Origin of the sequence: Sphingopyxis sp. OAS728, assembly GCF_014873485.1 — a bacterium.
In the GTDB taxonomy this organism is placed as follows: domain Bacteria; phylum Pseudomonadota; class Alphaproteobacteria; order Sphingomonadales; family Sphingomonadaceae; genus Sphingopyxis.
Map to the genome: position 1 here is coordinate 852,304 of NZ_JADBDT010000001.1, position 23,087 is coordinate 875,390.

General features: G+C 65.9%; 16 protein-coding genes. 4 read left to right on the forward strand and 12 right to left on the reverse strand.

From position 1 onward, the window contains the following. Positions 1–26 precede the first annotated feature (26 nt). The 4 genes from GGC65_RS04080 to GGC65_RS04095 all read right to left on the reverse strand — a co-directional run bounded on the left by GGC65_RS04080 (position 27) and on the right by GGC65_RS04095 (position 7,161). Positions 27–2,672 carry a TonB-dependent receptor domain-containing protein gene (locus GGC65_RS04080; protein ID WP_192645990.1) on the reverse strand — a complete coding sequence of 882 codons (2,646 nt, stop codon included), beginning with the start codon at positions 2,670–2,672 and terminating at the stop codon, positions 27–29. 210 nt (positions 2,673–2,882) lie between these two features. After that, the gene (locus GGC65_RS04085) at positions 2,883–3,644 is read right to left on the reverse strand and encodes a DeoR/GlpR family DNA-binding transcription regulator (RefSeq protein WP_318780116.1); all 762 of its coding nucleotides are present in this window, start codon (positions 3,642–3,644) and stop codon (positions 2,883–2,885) included. An 84-nt stretch (positions 3,645–3,728) separates the two neighbouring features. Next, positions 3,729–5,024: an L-rhamnose catabolism isomerase gene (rhaI, locus tag GGC65_RS04090; protein WP_192645992.1), complete on the reverse strand. Its 1,296-nt coding sequence runs from the start codon at positions 5,022–5,024 to the stop codon at positions 3,729–3,731. A gap of 22 nt (positions 5,025–5,046) precedes the next feature. Beyond that, complete coding sequence (locus tag GGC65_RS04095) at positions 5,047–7,161, reverse strand: bifunctional rhamnulose-1-phosphate aldolase/short-chain dehydrogenase (protein ID WP_192645993.1); 2,115 nt, start codon at positions 7,159–7,161, stop codon at positions 5,047–5,049. A 158-nt stretch (positions 7,162–7,319) separates the two neighbouring features. On the opposite strand from GGC65_RS04095, the gene GGC65_RS04100 reads away from it, so the two are divergent. The 4 genes from GGC65_RS04100 (at position 7,320) to GGC65_RS04115 (ending at position 13,197) form a co-directional block, all read left to right on the forward strand. Then, positions 7,320–8,696, forward strand: coding sequence for an FGGY-family carbohydrate kinase (locus tag GGC65_RS04100; RefSeq protein ID WP_225940668.1), 1,377 nt, complete (start codon positions 7,320–7,322; stop codon positions 8,694–8,696). Next, positions 8,693–9,835 carry an FMN-dependent L-lactate dehydrogenase LldD gene (lldD, locus tag GGC65_RS04105; RefSeq protein ID WP_192645995.1) on the forward strand — a complete coding sequence of 381 codons (1,143 nt, stop codon included), beginning with the start codon at positions 8,693–8,695 and terminating at the stop codon, positions 9,833–9,835. The genes GGC65_RS04100 and lldD overlap by 4 nt, the downstream gene beginning before the upstream one ends. A gap of 21 nt (positions 9,836–9,856) precedes the next feature. Further along, positions 9,857–10,915, forward strand: coding sequence for an L-rhamnose/proton symporter RhaT (gene rhaT / locus GGC65_RS04110; protein WP_192645996.1), 1,059 nt, complete (start codon positions 9,857–9,859; stop codon positions 10,913–10,915). Between the two features lie 95 nt (positions 10,916–11,010). Beyond that, a complete protein-coding gene (locus GGC65_RS04115; protein WP_192645997.1) occupies positions 11,011–13,197 on the forward strand; it encodes an AsmA family protein in 2,187 nt (728 codons plus the stop codon). Between the two features lie 12 nt (positions 13,198–13,209). On the opposite strand, the gene GGC65_RS04120 is transcribed toward GGC65_RS04115, so the two are convergent. The 8 genes from GGC65_RS04120 to GGC65_RS04155 form a co-directional block, all read right to left on the reverse strand. After that, positions 13,210–14,079 carry an ROK family protein gene (locus GGC65_RS04120; RefSeq protein WP_192645998.1) on the reverse strand — a complete coding sequence of 290 codons (870 nt, stop codon included), beginning with the start codon at positions 14,077–14,079 and terminating at the stop codon, positions 13,210–13,212. A 1-nt stretch (position 14,080) separates the two neighbouring features. Continuing rightward, positions 14,081–14,788: a FadR/GntR family transcriptional regulator gene (locus GGC65_RS04125; RefSeq protein ID WP_225940669.1), complete on the reverse strand. Its 708-nt coding sequence runs from the start codon at positions 14,786–14,788 to the stop codon at positions 14,081–14,083. Then, entirely contained in the window at positions 14,785–15,534 is a 750-nt protein-coding gene (locus GGC65_RS04130; protein ID WP_192645999.1) for a helix-turn-helix domain-containing protein, read from the reverse strand. The genes GGC65_RS04125 and GGC65_RS04130 overlap by 4 nt, the downstream gene beginning before the upstream one ends. Positions 15,535–15,587: 53 nt before the next feature. After that, complete coding sequence (locus tag GGC65_RS04135) at positions 15,588–16,895, reverse strand: MFS transporter (RefSeq protein ID WP_192646000.1); 1,308 nt, start codon at positions 16,893–16,895, stop codon at positions 15,588–15,590. Then, positions 16,895–18,298, reverse strand: a complete 1,404-nt coding sequence (locus GGC65_RS04140; RefSeq protein WP_192646001.1) for an FAD-binding oxidoreductase — start codon at positions 18,296–18,298, stop codon at positions 16,895–16,897. Before GGC65_RS04140 ends, GGC65_RS04135 begins: the two co-directional genes overlap by 1 nt. Positions 18,299–18,300: 2 nt before the next feature. Next, complete coding sequence (locus tag GGC65_RS04145; RefSeq protein ID WP_192646002.1) at positions 18,301–20,478, reverse strand: TonB-dependent receptor; 2,178 nt, start codon at positions 20,476–20,478, stop codon at positions 18,301–18,303. Positions 20,479–20,729: 251 nt separating this feature from the next. Further along, complete coding sequence (locus GGC65_RS04150; protein ID WP_192646003.1) at positions 20,730–21,503, reverse strand: SDR family NAD(P)-dependent oxidoreductase; 774 nt, start codon at positions 21,501–21,503, stop codon at positions 20,730–20,732. 5 nt (positions 21,504–21,508) lie between these two features. Continuing rightward, positions 21,509–22,996, reverse strand: a complete 1,488-nt coding sequence (locus GGC65_RS04155; RefSeq protein WP_192646004.1) for a carboxylesterase/lipase family protein — start codon at positions 22,994–22,996, stop codon at positions 21,509–21,511. Positions 22,997–23,087: the final 91 nt, after the last annotated feature.

Sequence of the window (23,087 nt, forward strand, 5' to 3'; positions counted from 1 at the left end):
CGATCAGCGGCAACCCAACCTCCCCGTCAGAATTTGGTGCGAATACCGAAAGATACCAGCCGGCCGAGCGTGCTGCCATTGGTATATCCCGATGCACTGTTCAGGAACGGCGGGTCCTCGTCAAAGACATTGTCGACGTTCAGCGTCAGCAGCGTGTTCGCGAGCATGTCGCCAAGATCGTAGCTGAAGAAGAGGTCGACGGTGTCGAACGCCGCGACGCGCTCCTGCGGCGCCAGCCCGACGACCGGATAGCCGCTGCGATGGTTGAGCGTCGCGCGCGCGGTGAAATCGCCGACCGTCGCACCGAGCCCCGCCGTGAAGAGGAAGCGGCCCGTCCCGTTCTTGAGGTCGTCGTTGACCGGACCACCCTGCACCACCTGCGTCTCGCGATTGAGGAGGTAGCTGCCGGTGAAATTGGCGTTGATCGAACCGAAACCCGTCGGGCGATTATAGGCGAGATTGAAGTCGATGCCGTCGACCTTCACCGCGCCGAGGTTCGCGCGCTGCGCGAGGAACAGCACATAGGGCGAGCTGATCGCGAACAGCGTCGCGAGGTTGGGTACGCCATCGACACGGAGATTTCCGGCCGCCGCCTGCGCCTGCGCGAGCGTCGGGTTGAGGATGAAGAAATCCGCATAGGCCGGCGTCGTGAACAGCAAAGGCGAGGTGAACGGCGGCACCGCAATCGCATCCTTGAACTTCACGTTGAAATAGGTCGCGCTGGCGACAAGACCCTCGATCGCCGCGGGTTTGAGGTCGAAGCCGAGCGACCAAGTATCGGCCTTCTCGGGCTTCAGATTGGCGTTGCCGCCGGCGATCGCAATCGTCGGACGCAGCGCGTCGAAGGGCGAACTGGTCGGCGCGCGGAACGGGCTGAACGGCAGCACCTGCACGCGCGCATCGACCGAATTGCCGAGGTCGGCGAGGCTGGGCGCGTGGAACGACGTGCCATAATTGCCGCGGATCGTCAGCGCCTCGAACGGGCGCCAGGTCACCCCGATCTTGGGATTGGTCGTGCTGCCGACGTCGCTGTAATCGTCGTAGCGGACCGACCCCGACAGCTCGAGGCTGTAGAAGCCGGGCGTGCGGTTGTCGGCGCCGAAGATCGGGATCAGCAGTTCGCCGAACAGCGACTTCACATTGCGCGCAGCATAGGCGTTCGAGCCCGTGACCGCCGCTTCGGGGCCGCTGCCGGTGAAGGAGCGGATATTTTCATAGTGATATTCGCCGCCGACTGCGAGGCGGATGTCGCCGCCGGGCAGGTGCGTCAGCGGGCCGTCGAGCACGACGCGCCCCTCGGCGAGTTCCTGTGTCGCATCGCCATAGTTGACGAAATCGTCGATCGCCGCGAGCACCGCGGGCGAGGTTGCCGAGAGATTATAGGGATTGAGCGCAGTCGCGGTCGTGGTCCCGGCAAGCGCAATCGTCGCTGCGGTCGAGTTGAACGAACGCTCGGTCGATTCATTCTCGCTGCGTCCGAAATTGGCCATCGTGCGCAGCTGCCAACCGCCGCCGAGTTCGAAGTCGAAGCTGGGGGTGATGCCATAGGAGCTGAAGCTCGACGGGCTGTCGTTGCTCGGACCGAAAACGTCGTCGAACGCGAACGAAACGGTGTGCGCGAGTTCGGCGCCGATCGGGCGGAAGAAGGGATTGGCCGCGGTGATCGTCCCGCTCGCACTGCTCTGCGCGCTCCGGTGCAGCGTGTCGCGCTTCGACCAATAGGCCGACAGTTTGAACGCGACCGAATCGCTGAGATCCTGCGTCAGCCCCGCGAAGACGCTGTGGCGTTCCTCGCGCGGGTAGATGGCGGCATAATCGGTCTGGTCGCAGCGATTGATGCCCGGCGCCCGGCCGGGGAGCGCATAGGTCGTCGTGCCCACGGTGATGTTCGCGAGCGCACAGGCGGTGCTGCGGAAATCGCCGCCGCCGCGGTCGGTCTGGTTCGCGGTCGCATAGTCGCGGTCGAGCCCGATCAGATCGTCGTGCCAGGCGTAGGAATAGGAGACGAAGACCGATCCCGAGCCCCAATCCTTGCCCGCGATGACGCTGGCGTCGATCGTCTGGTAATTTTTGGCAAAGCCGTAGCGCGCGTTGACGCCAATGCCGTCGTAACGGTCGCGCGTGATGAAGTTGATCACGCCGCCGATCGCGTCGGAGCCATAGATCGACGAGCCGCCGTCGGGGATGACGTCGACGCGCTTGATGACGTCGGGCGGGATGACCGAGGGGTCGAAGCTTGTTTGCAAGATGCCCGCGCCGACCATGCGGTGACCGTCGACGAGCACGAGTGTCGTCGAGCCACCGCTCGCGCCGAGGTTGCGAATGTTGGGGCGCACGATCGGATTGCCGAAATTCCCGAGCCCGGCCGGGATCGTCCCGAAATTGCCGACCTGCGGGATCGAGGCGAGCAGATCGTTCGCTGAGGCAGCGCCCGAGGCGACAACATCGGCCTCGGTGACCGCGACGACATTGGTGCCGACCGGCGCGACGCCGCGCAGCAGGGTGCCGGTGACGACGATGTCGGCATCGGTGGGCGCTTCAGCATCGGCGTCCTGTGCATGGGCGCTGGCCCCGCCAAACAGCGCGCCGGCGCATGCCAGTGCCGAAATGCCCCGCCGCCACGCGTTCCGCCGCGCAGCAAAATCCAGACCCGCGTTCGTCATCGCCTTCATCGCATCCTCCCTGCACTCGCCCTCGCGAGTTGTCCCTTTTGACGGAGGCGCCTGTCCGGCGATCTTTTCCTCCGATGCTACGCTTCGCTGAGCGTTTCTGCATCAATGCTCATTATTTGTCTTTATCAATCACGTCAACGATCATTTTCAATCATTCGAACCCGAACGGCACGGCGAACCGCGGTTTTCTTCCGAAAGGCTTTGGAAAATTCAGGCGACGATGACGCGGATGCCGGCGGCTTCCATCATCGCGACGTGGGGCGGCTCGATTCCGGAGTCGGTGACGACGATGTCGATCTCGTCGAGCGCACAGACGACGTTGCCCGAGGGACCCGAAAATTTGGAGCTGTCGACGAGCACGATGATCTCGTCGGCGCGTTCGATCAGGCGGCGCTCGGCGGCGACGAGGATGACGTCGGCCTGCATCAGCCCCGCAGGGCCCATCGATGCCGCGCCCATGAACAGCTTCGGCGCGTGAAAGCGCGGCATGCCGTCGTCGCCCGCCGCCGACAGCACGATATTCTGCTCGCGGAACACCTGCCCCGAGGGAATGAGGATGCGCGTCGTCGGCTGCGGCAGCAGCGCGCTGACGATGTGCAGCGAGTTGGTCAGAACCTGCAGGCTGAGCCCGTCGAGGTGCGGGCACATCTGCAGCGTCGTCGAGCCACCGTCGATCATCACGCCTTCGCCCGGAATGCAGAGACCCGCGGCTGCGCGCCCGATCGCCTCCTTGGCGCCGCGATTGCGGCCGATATTCTCGTGAAACGGAACGCCCGACAAACCGTCTTCGGACGCGGCGGGCGCGCCGGCTGCTCCGCCGACACGCTTCGCTCCGCCGCGCACGCGCGTGATGACGCCCGCTTCCTCCAGCCGGTCGAGGTCGCGGCGAATGGTGGCAGGTGACGCGGCAACGCGGCTTTCGAGATCGCGAAACGAGACGAACCCGCTCTCGCCCAAGCTGTCGAGGATCATTTTTTCGCGTTCGGCTGCGTGCATATGGGTCCCTGTCTGATGGCGTCTATTTGACGGGAGATGCGCCGAGTTGCAATCGAATGCTTAGACGATCCCTGCGGCCGCGCCCGCAGCCTTGCGTTCCTGCGCCTTGCGATCCCGCCAGCCGCTCGCGCGATAGGCCGCAATCGTATCGATCGCCCCACCCGCTTCGGCGCGCGCCGCCGCAAGGATCGGGGTGACATCGGTACGATAGGCGGCACGCAGCGCCTGAAACGCCATCATCGTGTCGTTTGCTTCCTGCGCCGCGAGCAAGGCCTCGCGGTCGACGAGCAGCGCCTTGGCATAGGCCGCTACGATCGCCTCGGCCGACGAAAGCATGCTTTCGATCGGGTCGGTCACATTGTGTGACTGGTCGATCATGTAGGCGGGACGAAAATCCCCACGCGGGTTCATCTCGGCCTCGATCAGTTCGTTGAAGACGAGGAAGAGCTGGTGCGGGTTGATCGAACCCGAGTCGAGATCGTCGTCGCCATATTTGCTGTCGTTGAAATGGAACCCACCGAGCTTTCCGAAGCGGTGCAGGCGCGCGACAATCTGTTCGATGTTAACATTCGGCGCATGATGACCGAGGTCGACGAGGCATTTCGCCTGATCGCCCAGTTCCTGCGCGACGAGGATCGAGCTGCCCCAGTCCGAGATGACGGTCGAATAGAAGGCCGGCTCGAACATCTTGTGCTCGATCAACATCCGCCAGTCGGCGGGGAGTGCGGCGTAGACCTCAGCCGCCGCATCGAGATAGCGGTCCAGCGAACGCCCCAGATCCTGTTGCCCCGGGAAATTGGTGCCGTCGCCGACCCAGACGGTGAGGTCGGTCACGCCCAGCTGCTTCCCGATCTCGATACATTCGATGTTGTGCGCAATCGCCTGCTCGCGCACATCGGCGCGGGTCGAAGACAGCGAGCCGGTCGCATAGCTCACCGCCTGCCCCGGCTGGTCCTGGAATGTGTTGCTGTTCACCGCGTCGAAAGCGAGCCCGAGCGACGCAGCCTCTTCGCGTAGCGCGCGATAGTCGCTGACCTTGTCCCACGGGAAATGCGGGCTGACGCGCGGGGTCGCGCGGCCGAGCTGCTGGATGACCGCGCAATCCTCGAGCTTTTCATGGATGTTCGTCGGCTCGCCCGCGATCGGGAATTTGGCGAAGCGCGTGCCGCCGCGCCCCGCACCCCAGCTCGGCACCGCGACCGAAAAGCCCGCGACCTTTGCCTTCACGCCATCGATGTCGATGCCGCGCCGGCCAAGCTGGCGGCCGAGGCTGCCATAATCATCGTCGAGCGCGTCGGTCAGACCGGCGTTCAGCCGCTCGATTTCATCCTGTGCGAGCGGCAGGTCGCCAGCCATCATTCTCTCCTGAATCCGTATCTTATCGCGTAAACGCCTGCGCGTTGCCCGCGTCGACGTTGATCATGTTGCCCGTCGACTTTGCCGACATATCGCAGCTGAGGAAATAGACGGCTTCGGCGACATCCTCGGGCAGCACGTCGCGCTTCAGCATCGACCGGTTGCGATAATGCTCCTCGAGCTCGCTACCCGAATCGATCCCATGCGCGCCCGCGCGTTCGCGGCGCCAGTCGCCGTCCCAGATGCGCGACCCCTTGATCACCGCGTCGGGATTGACCGTGTTGACGCGGATGCCGAAGGGGGCGCCTTCGAGCGCGAGGCAGCGCGCGAGATGCAGCGCCGCCGCCTTCGCCGAGGCATAGGCCGAAGCATTGGTCGCCGCGGCAATGCCGTTCTTCGATCCGATGAAGACGATCGAGCCGCCTTCCTGCGCCTTCATCAGCGGAAAAGCCGCGCGCGCGGTGAGGAAATAGCCCTGCGCCAGCACGTCGTAATTGCGCTGCCACAGTTCGAGCGTCGTATCCTCGATCGGCGCCGACGACGCGATCCCGGCATTGGCGACGAGGATGTCGAGCCCGCCGAATTCGCGCGCGCACGCCGCAAAAGCTGCGGCGACCTGCGCCTCGTCGGTGACGTCGCACACCGCCGAGCGGATGCGGTCATGGCCGAAGCGGCCTTCGAGTTCCGACGCGACCCTCGCCAGCGCATCGGCGTCGCGGTCGACGAGCAGCACGCACGCATCGTCGGCGGCAAGGCGCTCGGCGGTTGCGGCGCCGATGCCGCCCGCGCCGCCCGTGACCAGCGCGATGCGCCCGGCGAGCGGTTTGGGCTTCGGCATGCGCTGGAGCTTCGCTTCTTCCAGCAGCCAATATTCGATGTCGAACGCTTCCTGTTCGTCGAGCCCGATATAGGCGCCGATCGCCTCGGCGCCGCGCATCACGTTGATCGCATTCGCATAGAATTCGCCCGCAAGCCGCGCCGTCGCCTTGTCGCCGGCAAAGGTCATGCGGCCGATGCCGGGGACGAGCACGACGACCGGATTGGGATCGCGCATCGCGGGCGAGTTGGACCGTGCGCAGCGCTGGTAATAGGCCGCATAGTCGCCGCGATATGCCTCGATCCGCTCGGCAAGATAGGCTGTGTCGTCGATCCGCGCCGGATCGAGGACGAGCGGCGCGATCTTGGTGCGCAGGAAATGATCGGGGCACGAGGTGCCGATCGCGGCGAGCTTCGCGAAATCGCGGCTGCCGGTGAATTCGAGCGTTTCGGCATCGTCGGCGAAATGCCCGACGCGGCGCCCGCCCATCAGCCCGCGCAGCTTCGGCATCAGTTCCGCCGCGGCGGCGCCGCGCTCCGTCGCAGAACGCGCCGCGACAATCTCGCCTCCGAACGCCGGCGCACCGGCAAGCTTTGCGTTCAGATAATTCGCCGCGTCGGCGATCAGCGCGATCGTATTGTCATAGCAAGTCTTGGCGCTGTCGCCCCAGCAGATGATCCCGTGCCCCGCGAGCATCACGCCGCGCAGACCAGGATGCGTCGCGACATAATCGCGCAGCTTCAGCCCGAGGTCGAAGCCCGGACGCTGCCATGGCAGCCAGCCGACTGCTCCGTTCCAGAGCGCCTTGGTCGCAGCCTCGCCTTCGCTCGATGCCGCGAGCGCAATAATCGCATCGGGATGGACATGGTCGACGTGGGCAAAGGGCAGATAGCTATGGAGCGGGGTGTCGATCGACGCCGCGCGCGCATTAAGCGCGAAGGTGCAGTGCGGCAGATAACCGACCATCTCGTCTTCATGCTCAAGCCCGCGGTAAAGCTTCTCGAGCCCGAGAAGCTTGTCCTGATAGAGCGTCGAAAAGCCGTCGAGCTTCATCGAACCGATATCGCCGCCCGACCCCTTCACCCAAAGGACGGAAACAGTTTCGCCGGTCAACGGGTCGCGCGCCTCGAGCTTTGCCGAGGTGTTGCCGCCTCCAAAATTGGTAACGGTGAGGTCCGATCCGAGGCGGTTCGAACGATAAAGGAGCAGCTCTTCGGGCGACTTCCCTTTCGCCTCTTCGTCCGACCAGCGATTCGCCGGGATGGCAAAAAGCAGCGCGGCGGCATTGGATTGCGGCGGGACGTCCAGAAGATCGGGCATGAAGGAAACTCGTTGTTTCGACTATGGCAAGCCATGTATCGAAAAGGCTGGCGCTCTGCAATCAGTTTCGATAAAGTTCGATCAAATTCGGTCGCAACGAAGCAAGAGGGAGAGGGATGAGGGGTCGCGCAACCATAATCCTCGATGTTGGAAAAACCTTGGCAAAGCTGAGCCTCTGGTCGCCCGAAGGCGCGCTGATCGAACGGCGCGTACGCGCCAACGCGCGTGTCGCGACGGGGTCCTACGCGGCGCTCGACGCCGCGGGAATCGAGACGTGGGCCGCCGAAATATTGCGTGATTTCGCCAAGCTTGCCGATGTCGGCGCAATCGTCCCGGTGGGGCATGGCGCGGCTGCGGCGATCATCCGCGGCGATAGCCTCGCCTGCCCGCCTCTCGATTATGAGGACGCGATACCTGCGTCCGCACGTGCCGCCTATGAGGCCCAACGCGATCCATTCTTCGAAACCGGATCGCCTTCGCTTCCCGATGGGCTCAATCTCGGGGCGCAGATATTCCGCCTCGAAGCACAAGATCCCGATCTGGCGCAAGGCACGCAAATCCTCCCCTGGGCGCAATATTGGAGCTGGTTGCTGAGCGGCGTCGCGGCGTCCGAGGTGACGAGCCTCGGCTGTCACACCGACCTCTGGAACCCGCTGACGGGCTCGGCGTCCAGGCTCGCCGAGCGGCACGGCTGGGCTGAACGTCTTGCACCACTGCGGCGCGCGGGCGACGTGCTCGGGATGCTGACGCCCGCATGGGTCGCGCGCACCGGCCTGCCCGCGGACACCGAGGTCCATTGTGGCCTCCACGATTCGAACGCAGCGCTGCTCGCGGCGCGCGGCTTTGCCGAGATCGCCGATAGTGAATCGACCGTCCTGTCGACCGGCACCTGGTTCGTCGCCATGCGTTCGCCGAAAGATGCGGCGTCGCTCGACACGGGTGACCTCGACGAAGCACGTGACTGCCTGATCAATGTCGATGCGTTCGGCAAACCGGTCCCCTCGGCGCGTTTCATGGGCGGGCGTGAGATCGAGACGCTGATCGGGCTCGACACGCGCCAGATCGATATCGCCGCCGACCAGCCCGCGTTGCTCGCGGCGCTGCCCGGCGTGCTCGCGAGCGGCGCGATGGTGCTGCCAAGCTTTGCGCCGGGGTTCGGCCCGTTCCCCGATGCTCGCGGCCGGTGGATCGCGCGGCCCGACGATCACGCCGCGCGCCGCGCGGCGGTGTCGCTCTATGCCGCTTTCGTCGCCGATGCGGCGCTCCGCCTGATCGGAACGAAGGAGCGATTGTTGATCGAGGGCCGCTTTGCGGAGGGGCAGGTTTTCGTCCGCGCGCTCGCCGCGCTGCGCCCTGACCTGCGCATCTACATCGGCAAGGCGCACAATGACGTTTCTTATGGCGCGCTCCGCCTGCTCGACGCCACCCTGCCTTCCGTCGAGCCGCTCGAACTCGTCACGCCGCTCGACGTCGACATCTCATCCTACCATGATCGGTGGCGGCGCGAAGTCTCGCAAATGGAGGCGGCCGCGTGAAGCCTGCCTCGATCGGCGACTATCGCGAAGCCGCGCGGCGCCGCCTGCCCCATTTCCTCTTCGAATATTTCGACGGGGGTTCCTATGCCGAGCGCACGCTGCGCGCGAATGTCGGGGACCTGCAGGATATTTCGCTGCGGCAGCGCGTCATGAACAATGTGTCGGCGATCGACCTGTCGACCAGCCTGTTCGGCCAGCACCTCGCGATGCCGGTCGCGCTCGGCCCGATCGGGCTTGCCGGGATGGCGGCGCGGCGCGGCGAGGTACAAGCGGCGCGCGCGGCGGCGGCAAAGGGCGTATCCTTTACGCTGTCGACGGTGTCGGCCTGTTCGCTCGGCGAAGTCGCTCGGGGTTCACCGACGCCCTTCTGGTTCCAGCTTTATATGGTGCGCGACCGCGGCTTCATGCGGTCGCTGCTCGACGAGGCGAGCGCGGCGCATTGCCCGGTGCTGGTGTTCACCGTCGATATGCCGCTGCCCGGCGCGCGCTATCGCGACGTTCGCTCGGGGCTGTCGGGCGCCGCGAATCTGCGCGGACAGGCGCGGCGTGTCGGACAGGCCATGGCCCGCCCCGGCTGGGCATGGGACGTCGGCATCCACGGCCGCCCGCACCAGCTCGGCAATGTCGCGCCGCTGCTCGGCCCCAAATCGGGGCTCGAGGATTTCCTCGGCTGGATGAAGGATAATTTCGACCCGAGCGTGACCTGGGCCGACCTCGATTTCGTGCGCGCGCACTGGAACGGCCCGATCGTTATCAAGGGCATATTGGACGCCGATGACGCGCGCCGCGCGGACGAAGCAGGCGTCGACGGGATCATCGTGTCGAACCATGGCGGGCGGCAACTCGACGGCGTGCCATCGGTGGCGCGCGCGCTGCCCGCGATCGCCGATGCGGTCGGCAGCCGGCTGACCATCCTCGCCGACGGCGGGGTGCGGTCGGGGCTCGATGTCGTCCGGATGCTCGCGCTGGGGGCGCAAGGCGTGCTGCTCGGCCGCGCGTGGGCGTTCGCTCTCGCCGCTGCGGGCGAAGCGGGCGTGCGGCATGTACTCGACTTGATCGAAGCCGAAATGCGCGTCGCGATGGCGCTCACCGGGGTGACAACAATTGACAAGATCGGCCCGGAGACGCTGGCCGCCTGACACGAACGAGGGGGAAGAAATATGGACGCGAACCCGCTGCTTGGCGTGTTCTTTCACTGGCTCGGCGGGCTGTCGTCGGCGAGCTTCTATGTGCCGTACAAGCGCATCCGCGCCTGGTCGTGGGAGATTTTCTGGATCACCGGCGGCATCTTTTCCTGGGCGATCGCGCCGTGGCTATTCGCATCGATCCAGACGCACGACCTGATCGGCGTGCTCAGCCGCACACCCGCCGACATCTGGTTCTGGTGCTGGTTCTGGGGCGCGATGTGGGGGCTCGGGGGGCTCACCTTCGGGCTCACCATGCGCTATCTCGGCCTGTCGCTCGGCATGGCGGTCGCGCTCGGACTGACAACGGTCATCGGCACCATGGGGCCACCGATCTTTCGCGGCACGCTGGGCGAGTTGTTTGCGACGACAAGCGGACAGATGGTCTTCCTCGGCATCGCGATCACATTGGTCGGGATCGTCATCGTCGCGCAGGCCGGACGCCGCAAGGAGCGCGAGATGGGCGGAACGGCGGCGCCCGATACGTCCGAATTCAACCTCCGCAAAGGCCTCGCTATCGCGGTCTTTTCGGGGATTATGTCGGGCTGCTTTGCCTGGGGCCTCGACGCGGGGGCGCCGATCCGCGAACTGACACTGGCCGCCGGCACCGACCCGCTATGGCAGGGGCTGCCCGTGCTCTGCGTCGTGCTGCTCGGCGGGCTCACCACCAACCTCATCTGGTGCGGCATATTGATCGCGCGCAACCGCAGCATTCGCCAGTTCGCCGGCGAGGCCGCGCCCGGCGCGACCGAAAAGCCGCCGCTCGCGCTCAACTATGGCCTCGCCGCGCTCGGCGGGACGCTCTGGTACTTCCAGTTCTTCTTCTACACGATGGGTGAGAGCCAGATGGGCCGCTTCGGCTTTTCGAGCTGGACGCTGCACATGGCGAGCATCATCCTCTTCTCGACGCTCTGGGGCTTCGCGCTCAGGGAATGGGCGCCCGCGGGCAAACGGACGCGCGCCTTTGTATGGCTGGGGATCGCGGTGCTGATGCTGTCGACGATCATCATCGGATATGGCAACAGCCTGACGTGACGCCCGACCGAACGGGCGGTGGGCCGATCATCGTTTGATCGCGGCATCCTCCTTGGGAAGAAGGAACGTTCGGACGCGCAGCGGATTGTTTCCGCATGGATATGCGCTCCGGTCCGATGGCCCCGGCCGCCGACTCTTCCGCCGTCCCCTGGGCGGACCGGACGCGGCGCTGGGCGAAGACCGCATGGACGCCCGCGTGGCTCGCAAAGCGTCCACGCCCGCTACGCATCGCGATACGCACCGTTGCAATCGTCCTGCTCACGCTGTTCGCGATCTGGCTGATCCTCTTCATCACCAAGGGCCGGTTCCTGAAAGGTCCTTTCGAACGCTTCGCGACCTCGCAGCTCGAACGTCAGGTCGATGTAGGCGGCGACTTCCAGCTCTATTTCGCGCCGTTTAACGTCAAATTCTATGCCGAGGATATTCGCATCGCCAACCCCGCATGGGCTCGCGAAAAGCAGTTTTTCGTGGCGAGGAGGGTCGATACGCGGCTGGCGACGTTGCCGCTGATCTTTGGCGACCGGATCCTGCGCTTTGCCGATCTCGACGGCGCGCGCGTGGCGCTCGAATGGGACAGCGGCAACCGCCGGAACAGCTGGACTTTCGGTGACCCGAACCGGCCGCCCGAGCCGCTCGAACTGCCCCGGATCCAGCGCGCCGCGATCACGCAGTCTGGTCTCAGCTACCGCGATCCCAAATTACGGCTGTTCGCCGATATCGACATCGACACGGTCCGCGCGGCCGGCACGCGTATCAACGACGACATCCGCTTTTCCGGGCGCGGGACGATGCGCGCGCAACCCTTCACCTTGTCGGGTGGCCTTGCCTCGCCCAATGAAACGATCGCGGGGGGCAGGAATGCGCTGACCCTCCATGCAACCGGCCTCGGCAACAGGCTCGACATATCGGGCACATTGCCCGGCCCGACCGAACTCGAGGGCGCCGATCTCAAATTGCAGGCGCGCGGCGGCAATCTGTCGCGCATCTTCGATTTTCTTGGCGTCGCCATCCCCGATACGCGCGCCTATCGCGTCACCTCCGCCCTCACCTACGAAGACGAAGTCTGGAAGCTGACGGGGATGAAGGGAATGTTCGGCGACAGCGATCTGGCCGGCTCGCTCGCCGTCAGCCAGCCGCAGGGCCGCCTCTATCTCAAGGCCGACCTCGCGACCCGCTCGCTCAATATCATCGATGCGGGACCGTTCGTCGGCTACGATCCGCAGCGGCTCGACAAGATGGGCACCGGTGGCACAGTCGAGACGGTCGGCGGCCGTCCGCGCGTCCTCCCCGATGCGCCACTGCGCGTCGAGGCGCTCAAGCGATTCGACGCGGATGTCCGTTACCGGGTCACCAGGGTGCGCGCCGAAAGCTTTCCGATCAGCAATGTCGACTTGACGCTCGCGCTCAAAAACGGGTTGATGGAGCTCAAGCCGTTCAATTTCGCCGTCGCCGGGGGTACGGTTAAAAGCGATATCTCGATCGACGCACGCCCTGCCGTGGTGCGCACCGAATATGATATTCGCCTGTCGCCGACGCGGCTCGGCACCTTGCTGGCCCGTTTCGGAACCGAGGAATCGGGGACGACGGGCACGGTTAGCGGCCGCATAAGGATGGTGGGCTTTGGCGACAGTGTGCGCCAGTCGCTCGCGACTTCGAACGGCCGCATCGCCTTTGTCCTGCCGCAGGGCAGTTTCTGGACGCGCAATATCCAACTCGCCGAACTCTATCTCGGAACCTTCGTGCAGAAGATGTTTCAGGACAAGCTCAAGAAACCCGTCGAGATCAACTGCGGGGTAATCGCCTTCACGGTTCGCGGCGGCGTCGCGGCCGCCGATCCGATCCTGATCGACACCACGAAGAATGTGATGCTCGGCCGCGGCGGCTTCTCGTTCCGCAGCGAGGCCATCGACATGGCGGTACGCGCCGACGGTAAGACCTTCAGCCTCTTTTCGGGTCAGTCGCCGGTCGGCGTCGGCGGCTATTTCGCGGCGCCGAAGATCGATCCGGTGAGCGACGAACTCGCCGGGCGCGCGGGGGCCGGGCTCGGTCTTGGCATCCTCGCCAGCCCAGCCGCGCTGGTCATCCCGTTCGTCGATCCCGGCGATGCAAAGGCGGCGCAATGCGGTCCCGTGCTCGCCGGCGCCACGGCACAGGCGCAGCGGACGAGCAAGGGCAAACCGCGCGACGATGTCGGCAAGGGTACGACTGCCAAATCGGAAGACGGCAAACAGACCGGCGAAGAGCGGCAAAAACAGCGCAAGAAGTTCCTCGGAATCTTCTGACGCGGTTTGTCTCTATTTCAGGCGGGCGGCGTCCTGTGCGAGCGCAAGCGCGCCGAGCGGGCCGGCATGCGAACCGAGCCCCGGCGGCTGGAGGAAATTGTCGATATCGCCGGTAACGAGGGCGGTAGCTGCATAGCCCGCGAGACTGTCGATCAGCCGGGCGCGAATCTGATCGAGCAATTGCGGTTGGCCGGTGACGACACCGCCGCCGATCAGGATGCGTTGCGGCAGACTGGTCAGCACCAGATTGTGGCAGAGCATGGCGATCGAATGTGCGGCAAAGGCCCATGCCGGGTCATCCGGCGCGACGTCGGAACCCTTTCGGTTCGCGCGCGCCTCAATGGCGGGGCCACTCGCCATGCCTTCGACGCAATCGCCATGGAAAGGGCAGTTACCGGCAAAGCCATCCCCGGCCAGGCGCGGCACCCGCTGGTGGCCGGCCTCGCTATGCCCCAGGCCTCGCAGCGGTTGCCGCCCCGAGATCGAACCGATGCCGATCCCGGTGCCCACGGTGATATAAGCCCAGCTATCGAGACCCTGCGCCGCCCCCCAGCGCCCCTCGGCCAGCGCGGCGCCATTGACGTCGGTATCGAGCGCGAAGGGCTTGTCGCCTGCTAGCGTCAGCAGGTTGGCGCCGTTCCACGACCTTTTGGGTGAATTGACGACGCAGCCATAATCGGGCGCTGCCGGGTCGAGCTGCAGCGGGCCGAAACCCGCGATGCCGAGCGCGTGAAAATCCCAGCTGTCGAGAATCTCAGCAATGGCGCCCAGCGTGTCCTCGGGCGTCGTCGTCGGCACCGCGACCTGATCGCGAATGTCGTCGGGTCCGCTCCCCAAAATGCAGATGCATTTGGTTCCGCCCAGTTCGACCCCCGCGAACACCCTAATATTGGTCCTTCAGCATCTCGCCGATCGAATTGTTGAAATGGCTTTCCATCGCCGCGCGGGCACGCACCGGATCGCGATCCAAAATCGCTTCGGCAACCTCGCGGTGCAGCGCGAGCGTCTCGTCGCGCTCCTCGTGCGTCGTCCGTCCAGCCCAGGCGCGCGGGATCGCCGCCGCCATCAACTGTTCGAACGAGCGTACGATCTGATGAAACAGCTGGTTGCCGCTCGCCTCGGCGATCGTCTGGTGGAAAATCGTGTCGGCCGCGGTGCGCGCCGCCTCGTCATGTTCGACCGACAGGCCGTGTGCCGCGGTGAGGATCGCGCGCGCCTGTTCGTCGGTGCGGTTGATCGCGGCGAGTTCGGCGGTGCGCAGTTCGAGCGTGCGGCGCACCTCCCACACATCGGCGAGCGACACCTGCGCGGTGTTGACCGCATGCCCCATCGACGCCGCCATCACCGACCCGTCGATCGCGCCGACGCGCGGCTTGCGCCCGTTGCCGACATCGACGAGACGCAGCGCCGCGAGCGCGCCGAACGCTTCGCGCATCACCGGGCGGCTGACGCCGAGTTGCTGCGCGAAACTCCCCTCACCCGGCAGCGTATCGCCGACCTTGAGGTCATTCACACGGATGAAATCGCGCACCGATTCGACCGCGCGCTCGACGAGCGACCCGCGCGCGCCGGGGTCGAGCATCCCGCTCATGCCGCGACTCCGACACGGCGCATCGCGGTCGGCGCCATGCCGAAGCGGCGCGAGAAGGCACGCGTGAAGCTGGCGTTGTTGAGATAGCCGCAGCGATAACCGATGCTCGCCACCGGCAAGTCACTCGCCGCGAGCATCTGCCGCGCCTGCCGCAGTCGCCGCTCGCTCAGCGCCTCGGCGACGCTGCATTGATAGAGTTCGCGAAACCCGCGCGTCAGCTTGTCGCGGTTGATGCCGCAGCTTTTGGCGATGTCGTCGATCGTCAGCTTCTCGTGCCAGCGGGTATCGACGATCCGCCGCGCCGCGGCGATGCGCGCGATATCGCTTTCGGTCAGGCTCGGCTGCCCGTCGACGGGCACGAGTTTGCCGGCGCGCAGCGCGGCGAAGAACTGGCAGAGGAGTTCGATGCTGCGCGCGAGGCGCAGCGTGTCGGCGGCACCCTCGTCGCAATCGGGCGCGACGATCGACTGGCCGAGCGCACGCAGGTCCGACGGGAGGTACCAGCGCGCATCGGGATCGGGCAGATCGCCGAACAGGCGGCGGCATGCGGCACGCGACACCGCGAACACAAGCAGATGTTCCTCATTTTCCAGTTCGCGAAACGCCAGCGTGCGGACGACGGGTTCGCCGATATCGCCAAAGCCGAGCAGCAACGCATCGGGCGGCAGCAGCAGCCGGTCGCACGGACCGCGGCCGATATAGGTCGTCATTTCGGGCGACACGATCACAGGATGTTTTGACGGCATGGCACGACTCTCCCTGCTTCGTGCGTAGACCTATCTTACAGCTTTGGCAATAGCTATCTTACAGGTTCGGGCGCGCGGCGCATCGCGAGCAGGAAGGCGAAGAAGGACAGCCCGCTGACGATCACCCCGACGAGCGCGAGCGCCTCCGCCAGCATCGCCTCGCCGCCCATCAGCGCGCTGACGCGAGTCACGACCCACGGCGCGAGGCCAAAACCGATCAGCCCGGCGATCGCGATGAAGGCACCGATGCAGAGGCCGCGCAGTTCGTTCGGCAACAGCACGGTCAGCGCGACCGACACGACGAGCCCGGTCACCGCGCCGCAAAGCGACATCACGCCGAGCGCGACCGCGAGGCCCGCCACGCTGGACATCAGCGGGAACATCGCGGCGGGAACACCGATCCCCGCCGCGATGACCGCGCCCAGAAGAATGCCGCCACGGCGGCGGCTTCTCTGTCCCATATCAGCCGAAATCCCGCCGAGCACCGCGCCCGCGACCCCGGTGCCGAACATCAGCGCGCCGACCCAGCCGGCGAATTGTTGCGGCTGCAACCCGAAATCGCGCGACAGCACCGGGGCGACCCAGACCGTCGCGGCGACGTCGGCCATCACGACCGCGACCTGCCCGGCAAACAGCGGCCCGAGAAACGCGCGCCGCGCCCAGAGCTCGGCGGCGACGATGCGGAACGGCGCATCGGGGCTCGCCTCGACCTCGCGCCGCTCCGGCTCGCGCAGGAATAGCAGGGGCAGCAAGCAGATCGCGCTTATCGCAGCGAGCAGCACATGCGCGCCGCGCCAGGGCGCGAGCCCCGCGAGCCAGCCCGGCACCGAAAAATCGGCAAGCAGGCCGAACAGCCAGCCGGTGAGCGCAAAGCCGAGCGCGACGCCCAGCGCCTTGCCGAGATTGACGATCAGCATCGCGCGGCCACGCTGTTCGGGCGCGCAAAAATCGGCGCAGAGCGAGAGCGCGGCGGTGAGCGATCCGGTCGAGCCGATCCCGACGAGCATGCGCGCCGCGGTGAGCAGCCCCGCGCTCGGCGCAAAGGCGGTAAGCAGGGTGCCAAGCGTCCAGAGCAGCGCCAGCCCGATCGTCAGCCGCACGCGATTGCGACGGTCGACGAGGATGCCGATCGGGATCGAGAAGAGCACCATCGGCACCGCGGCGCCGAGCCCCTGGATCAGCGCGAGCGCGTCGTCGCTGAGCGCGAGTTCGGCCTTGGCGCTTTCCTGGATCGTCCCGAAGCTGCCGAGCGCGGTGAAACCCATCGTCGTCACCAGCGCGAGCAGCAGCAGCGGGACGAGCGTCGCCGGCGCGGTCAGGCGCGACGTCGGCGCGGCGAGCGGTTCGGCCTGCGTCGCCATCACAGCGTAAAAATCTTGCCGGGGTTGAGCAGGTTCTGCGGGTCGAGCGCGCGCTTGATCATCCGCATCTGCTCGACCGCATCGCCCAGTTCGGCGACGAGCCACTCCTGCTTGCCGATACCGATGCCATGTTCGCCCGTGCACGTCCCGTCCATCGCGAGCGCGCGTTCGACGATCCGCGCATTGATCGCCTCGACCTCGGTCATTTCGTCGGGCGCGTCGGGGTCGATCGAGAAGATGACGTGGAAATTGCCGTCGCCGACATGGCCGAGGATCGTCGCGGGGACGCTCGCCGCATCGAGATCGACATAGGTTTCGGCGATGCATTCGGCGAGGCGGCTGATCGGCACGCAGACGTCGGTCGCCCAGCCGATCGCGCCCGCGCGCATGTTGACCGCGGCATAATAGGCTTCATGCCGCGCGCGCCACAGCTTGGTGCGTTCCTCGGGCAGGTTTGACCAGTTGAAGGCGCTGCCGCCATTGGCCTCGGCGAGCATCTTCACCGTTTCGACCTGTTCGGCGACATTGGCGGCGCTGCCATGAAATTCGAAGAAGAGCGTCGGCGCCTCGGGATAGTCGAGCTTCGACCAGCGGTTGACCGCGACCATCTGCTTCTTGTCGAGGATCTCGACGCGCGCGAGCGGCACCGCGCACTGGATCGACTGGACGACGGTATCGACCGCCCCGCCCAGCGTGTCGAAGCTGCACACCGCGGCCGAAATCGTATCGGGAACCGGGTGCAGGCGCAGGGTGACTTCGGTGATGATGCCGAGGGTGCCTTCGGACCCGACATAGAGCCGGGTCAGGTCATAGCCTGCCGCCGACTTGCGCGCGCGGCGCGCGGTACGGATCACCTTGCCCTGCGGCGTCACGACTTCGAGGCTGAGCACCGCATCCTTCATCGTTCCATAGCGGACGGCATTCGTCCCCGACGCGCGCGTCGAGGCCATGCCGCCGATCGTCGCATTGGCGCCCGGATCGATCGGGAAGAAGAGACCCTGATCGCGCAGATGCACATTGAGTTCCTCGCGGCGCACGCCCGGCTGGACGACGCAATCGAAATCCTCGGCATTCACCGCGATCACCCGGTCCATCAGGCTCATGTCGAGCGAGATGCCGCCGTGGACCGCAAGCGCATTGCCCTCGATCGACGTCCCGGCGCCGAACGGCACGATCGGAATGTCGGCGGCCGAACAGAGCGTCACCAGCGCAACGACATCGTCGGTCGATTTCGCAAAGACCACAGCGTCGGGCAGCACGGGAGCGAAATGGGACTCGCTCGACCCATGCTGCCCGAGCACCGCCTGGCCGCGCTGGAAGCGGTCCCCAAACCGCCCCTCCAGCGCCCCCACCAGGTCGGCAGGAAGCGGTTTGCGCCCCCCCGGATGCTCCGTTCCCGCCATGGTCAGAACTTCAGGCTCGCGCGCACGCCATAACGGCGGCGGTCGCCGGTGATACCAAGGTCCGATGCCGGCAGGCCCGCAAGCGCCAGCGTCGTCTGCTCGATATAGGATTCGAAATATTCGGTGTTGAAGATGTTGTTCGCGAACAGCGCGACCTCGACCGGTCCGCGGCGGTACGCGATCGACGCGTTGGTCAGCCAATAGCTGTCGAGGAAGGTCGGCGTCGTCTGGTTGAGCGTCGCGGCGAGCCGCTTGCCCTTGCCGACGAGGCCGGCGCTCAGCGTCAGGTCGCTGTCGCCGCCCGTCTCGATGCGATAGTCGCTCGAAAAGCTCGCGGTCCAGTCGGGCTGGAAGGTCAGCCGGTCGGACGAGAGCACGCGGCCCGTGGTCGCGGTATAGGCCGACGCGTCGGTGATGCGCGCGTGCATCCAGGTGAAGCCGCCGCGCAGCGTCCACGCTTGCACCGGACGGACCATCGCTTCGAGTTCGACGCCATAGCTTTCGACGTCGCCGGTGTTGAGATCCACGGTTACGAGCCCGCCGCCGATCGCCGGAGCGATCGAGTTGAGGCCGATATAATCCTTGTAATCGCTGTAGAAGACGGTGCCCGACAGGCTCATCCCCGGCGCGGCATATTTGGCGCCGGCTTCATAGGTCCACGCCGAATCCCCCTTATAGGTGCGGGTCGGCGCGGTCGGGGCGTTGAAGCCGCCGCCGCGATAGCCGCGCGCGACCGAAACATAGGTCATCAGGTCGGGGGTCCATTTGCGGGTGATCGACAGCTTGGGCTGCCACTCGTCGGACTTGATCTTCGCGGTCGGGACGATGCCGCCCGCGGTCGCGGTGCCGAGCACGGTGGTCGTCGCGGTGACGACCGAGCCGTTCGCGGTGCGGCCTTCATGATCGAAGCGGAGGCCCGCGGCGATTTCCCAATCGAGGCTCGGCTTGAAGAAAAGCGTGCCGAACGCGGCATAGGTATCGCCGACATTCTTCGCGCTCGTGGTGCGGAGGATCGAGACCGGACCCAGGATCGGATGCGTCAGGCGGATCGTATCCTGCCCACGCGCGCGCACCATCTCGTTCGAATAAAAGACGCCGAGCAGCGTCGAGAACTGGTCCGACCATTCGCTGTCGAGCCGCGATTCGAGCGTCAGCGTGCGCAGGCTGTCGCGCGCGATCGTCCGCACCGTGTCGGTCGGCCCGAAATCGCCCTCGCCGTCGGGGGTGAAGCCGTTGCGCATGTCGTACGCGCCGATGACGCTAAGCTTCGACCCGCCGCCAAGATCGGCCTCGGCGCGCGCGTTGAAGCCGCGATATTTGTACGAGACGCGGTTGATCGTGTTGAACTGGACGTCGCGGCGATAGTCGGTCGGTCCGGAGACGCGCGAATAGGGCGTGTTCACCCCGTCGACCCAGTCATAATAGCCTTTGACGGTCAGCGCGAAGCCGTCCGACGGCGTAATCCGCAGCGTCGCGTTGACGCTGTCGGTGTTGAACGGATTGGCGTTGCCGCCGATCACGCTGTTCCGCAGGAAACCGTCCTGCTGGCGGTGCGCGGCGGCGACGCGCAGCGCGATCTTGTCTGTCACGATCGGGCCCGAAACCGAACCCGACACCATCCAGCTGTCGTCCGGTCCGGCATAGCTGCCATTCGCGCGCACCTCGAAATCATTGCCCGGCTGGCGCGTGATGACGTTGATCGCGCCGCCCATCGTATTCTTGCCGTACAGCGTGCCCTGCGGCCCGCGCAGCACTTCGATGCGGTCGACGTCGAGCAGCGGGTTGTTGAGGTACGCCGTGTTCGGCTGATAGATGCCGTCGATGAACAGGCCGACGCCCGGCTGGACGGTCTGCACCAGCGTCACGCCGACGCCGCGGATCGACACAAAGGCGCGGCCGGTGCCGTCGCTGTTGATGTTGAGCCCGGGCGACAGCACCGCGGCTTCGCGCACCGAGTTGAACCCGCGCGCAGTCAGCGTGTCGCCGGTGATCGCGGTCGCGGCGATCGGAACATCGTTCAGCGTCTCTTCGCGCTTGCGCGCGGTCACGACGATCATGCCGTCGTCTTCGCTTTCGGCAGCAGCGGGCGTCGTCGCACTATCCTGCGCAAAAACGGGCGCGGCGCCCAAAGTGGCGGCGAGGACGAGCGTCGAAACAGCGGCAAATCGGAACTTGGTCATCAGGCATCCCCAAAAACGGCGGTCTCGGCCGCCCGTGGGAACCTATATGACAGCTTTTCGACCTATATGAAAGGTCTGCGCATTGTGCCGATCCGCAGACTGGGTTTGCAGCATACGATGACCCAGCCCCAACATCCGTTCGTGCTGAGCTTGTCGAAGCACCGTTCTTTCTGGCGACCTCAACAAAAAGGACAGCCCTTCGACAAGCTCAGGGCGAACGGAGTTGGAAATTGGAGCCGGCCCGATCTGGCCTACCAGCAGCTATATCCGCCGTCGGCTAGCACGATGCTGCCAGTCATCAGGCTTGCCATGTCCGATGCAAGGAACAGGATTACCGACGCCACTTCCTCGGGCTCGCCCAGCCGGCCTTGCGGCGTGCCGTCGATCCAGCGGCGATACATCTCGCCCTGCTTGTCGGCGAAGGCGTTGAGCGGCGTCGCGATATAGGTCGGCGCGACCGCATTGACGCGCACGCCGCGCCCCGCCCATTCGGCGGCAAGGCTTTTGGTGAGCTGGTGCACGGCTGCTTTCGACGCATTGTAGTAACTTTGCGGCTGCGGGCGGTTGACGATGAAGCCCGACATCGACCCGACGTTGACGATGCTCCCCTGCCCCGCCGCGAGCATGTGCCGCCCGAACGCGCGCGCGCACCAGAAGCTGCCGTTGAGGTTCACATCGAGGACATTCAGCCAATGTTCGTCGGCGACATCCTCGGCCGCCGTCTCGCTACGCGCGATCCCGGCGTTGTTGACGAGGATGTCGATCCGGCCGTCGCGCGCCAGCATCGCATCGGCGGCGGCATCGACCGCCGCGCTGTCGGTGACGTCGAGCGCCGCGGCGAAGACCGCGTAGCCCTTGGTGGCGAGATCGGCGACCGCGCGGTCGAGCGCGGCGGCGTCGCGGTCGGCAATCGTCACCTTCGCCCCCGCTTCGGCGAGCGCTTCGGCGGTCGCAAGGCCAATGCCCTGCGCGCCGCCCGTGACAAAGGCGGTGCGCCCATCGAGGCGCAGTCGGTCGAGATACATAGGGATTACTCCGGAACGAAGGCGGCGGCGGGCATCACGGGCTCGTGCAGCGCCTCGCCGCGCGTCACCTGATACACCATCCGGTACGCGCCGAACTCGGGCCATGGCATCGCTCTGCCCTTCGCGAAGCCCGCCCATAGCTCGTGCACCCGGTCGGCGAGCGCCTGTGGCGGGTCCATCCCCGCGAGCCCGCGCGGCCCGGTGACGCTCGGGAGCGTCTTGAACACGAAGGGCATCTCGATCCCGTGGCACGCGCCAAGCTCACCGTCGCACGCGGGCGAGCGCCAGTCGAACTCGTACATCCACGTTTTGCCCTGATGCGCCGCGGCATATTGGCGCGCGGGCCAGCGGAAGACGAGGTCGTTCATCGCGTCGGTCAGCGCCTCGCCCGGCCGCACGCCCTGTTGCTTGTAACCATAGGCCTTCAGCACCGCCTTCGCCTGCGGATGCGACCGCCCGAGCAGCCAGCGCGCGAGCAGCCCGCCGATCTTCTTCCGCACCCCCGTGGGCACGAAATAGAGGTTCATCTCCTCGGCATTGGTGCCGATGACAACTTCCACCTCGCGGCCGGCCCCTTTGCGCAGCGCGTCGACCGGCTTTTCGGGAAGCACATCGTCGCCATAGACCGGAATGAAGCGGCTGATCCCATACACCGGCTCGCACCCGTCTTTCCCCCGCAAATCCACCGCCCAAGGCTTCGCCACCTTCTCGATCGCATCCATCGCCGCCGCATGCGAAACCCCGCGAAACCCGTCGGCATCGGGGGCGATACGCAGCACCTTCGCCAACTTCCGCACCAAGTGCTGCGCCACCTCGATCTCGCGCACCATCGCGCCATGGCCGCTCTGGATGATCGCACGCCGGAACAAGCCCTTCGCGAGCGGTGAGGTCACGAGGTCGGCGATCGCCATCGCACCCGCGCTTTCGCCAAAGACGGTGATGTTGGCGGCGTCACCCCCGAAGCGCGCGATATTGCGCTGCACCCATTCGAGCGCAAAAAGCATATCGCGCAGGCCCAGATTGGTCGGCGCCCCGGGCACAGGCAGGAAGCCATCAATGCCCATGCGGTAGTTGATCGCGACGCACACGATGCCCGACGCGGCAAAAGCGCTGCCGTCGTGAACCGCCGCATCCTTGCAGCCACCGACGAAACCGCCGCCGTGGATGAAGACCATCACCGGCGCCCCATTGGCGTCCTTTGGCGCCCAGACATTCAGCCGAAGATAGTCGCCATCGCGGCCGTCGCTGCCCGGACCGACGAGCGGCGTGGGGTCGACCATGGGGAAAGACTTGATCCGGTGCGGCGCCGCAGGCCCCGGATCATCCATATCGCGCACACCCTCCCACGACAGCGGCGGACGGGGAAGTTCGAAACGCGCGGGTGGCGCCGCATAGGGGATGCCGAGGAAGCGCACCACCTGGCCATCAATTCGGCCGCGTATCGCGCCGCCATCGATTTCGATGGGCGCACCATATTGTTCTGCAGCAATCATTCCAGCGGCATATCACCTGTCATGGCGACGCGCCTATGATCACTGATATGCCCAGCGGATGAAGAAATATGCCCGGATGCGGGGGCGGAGC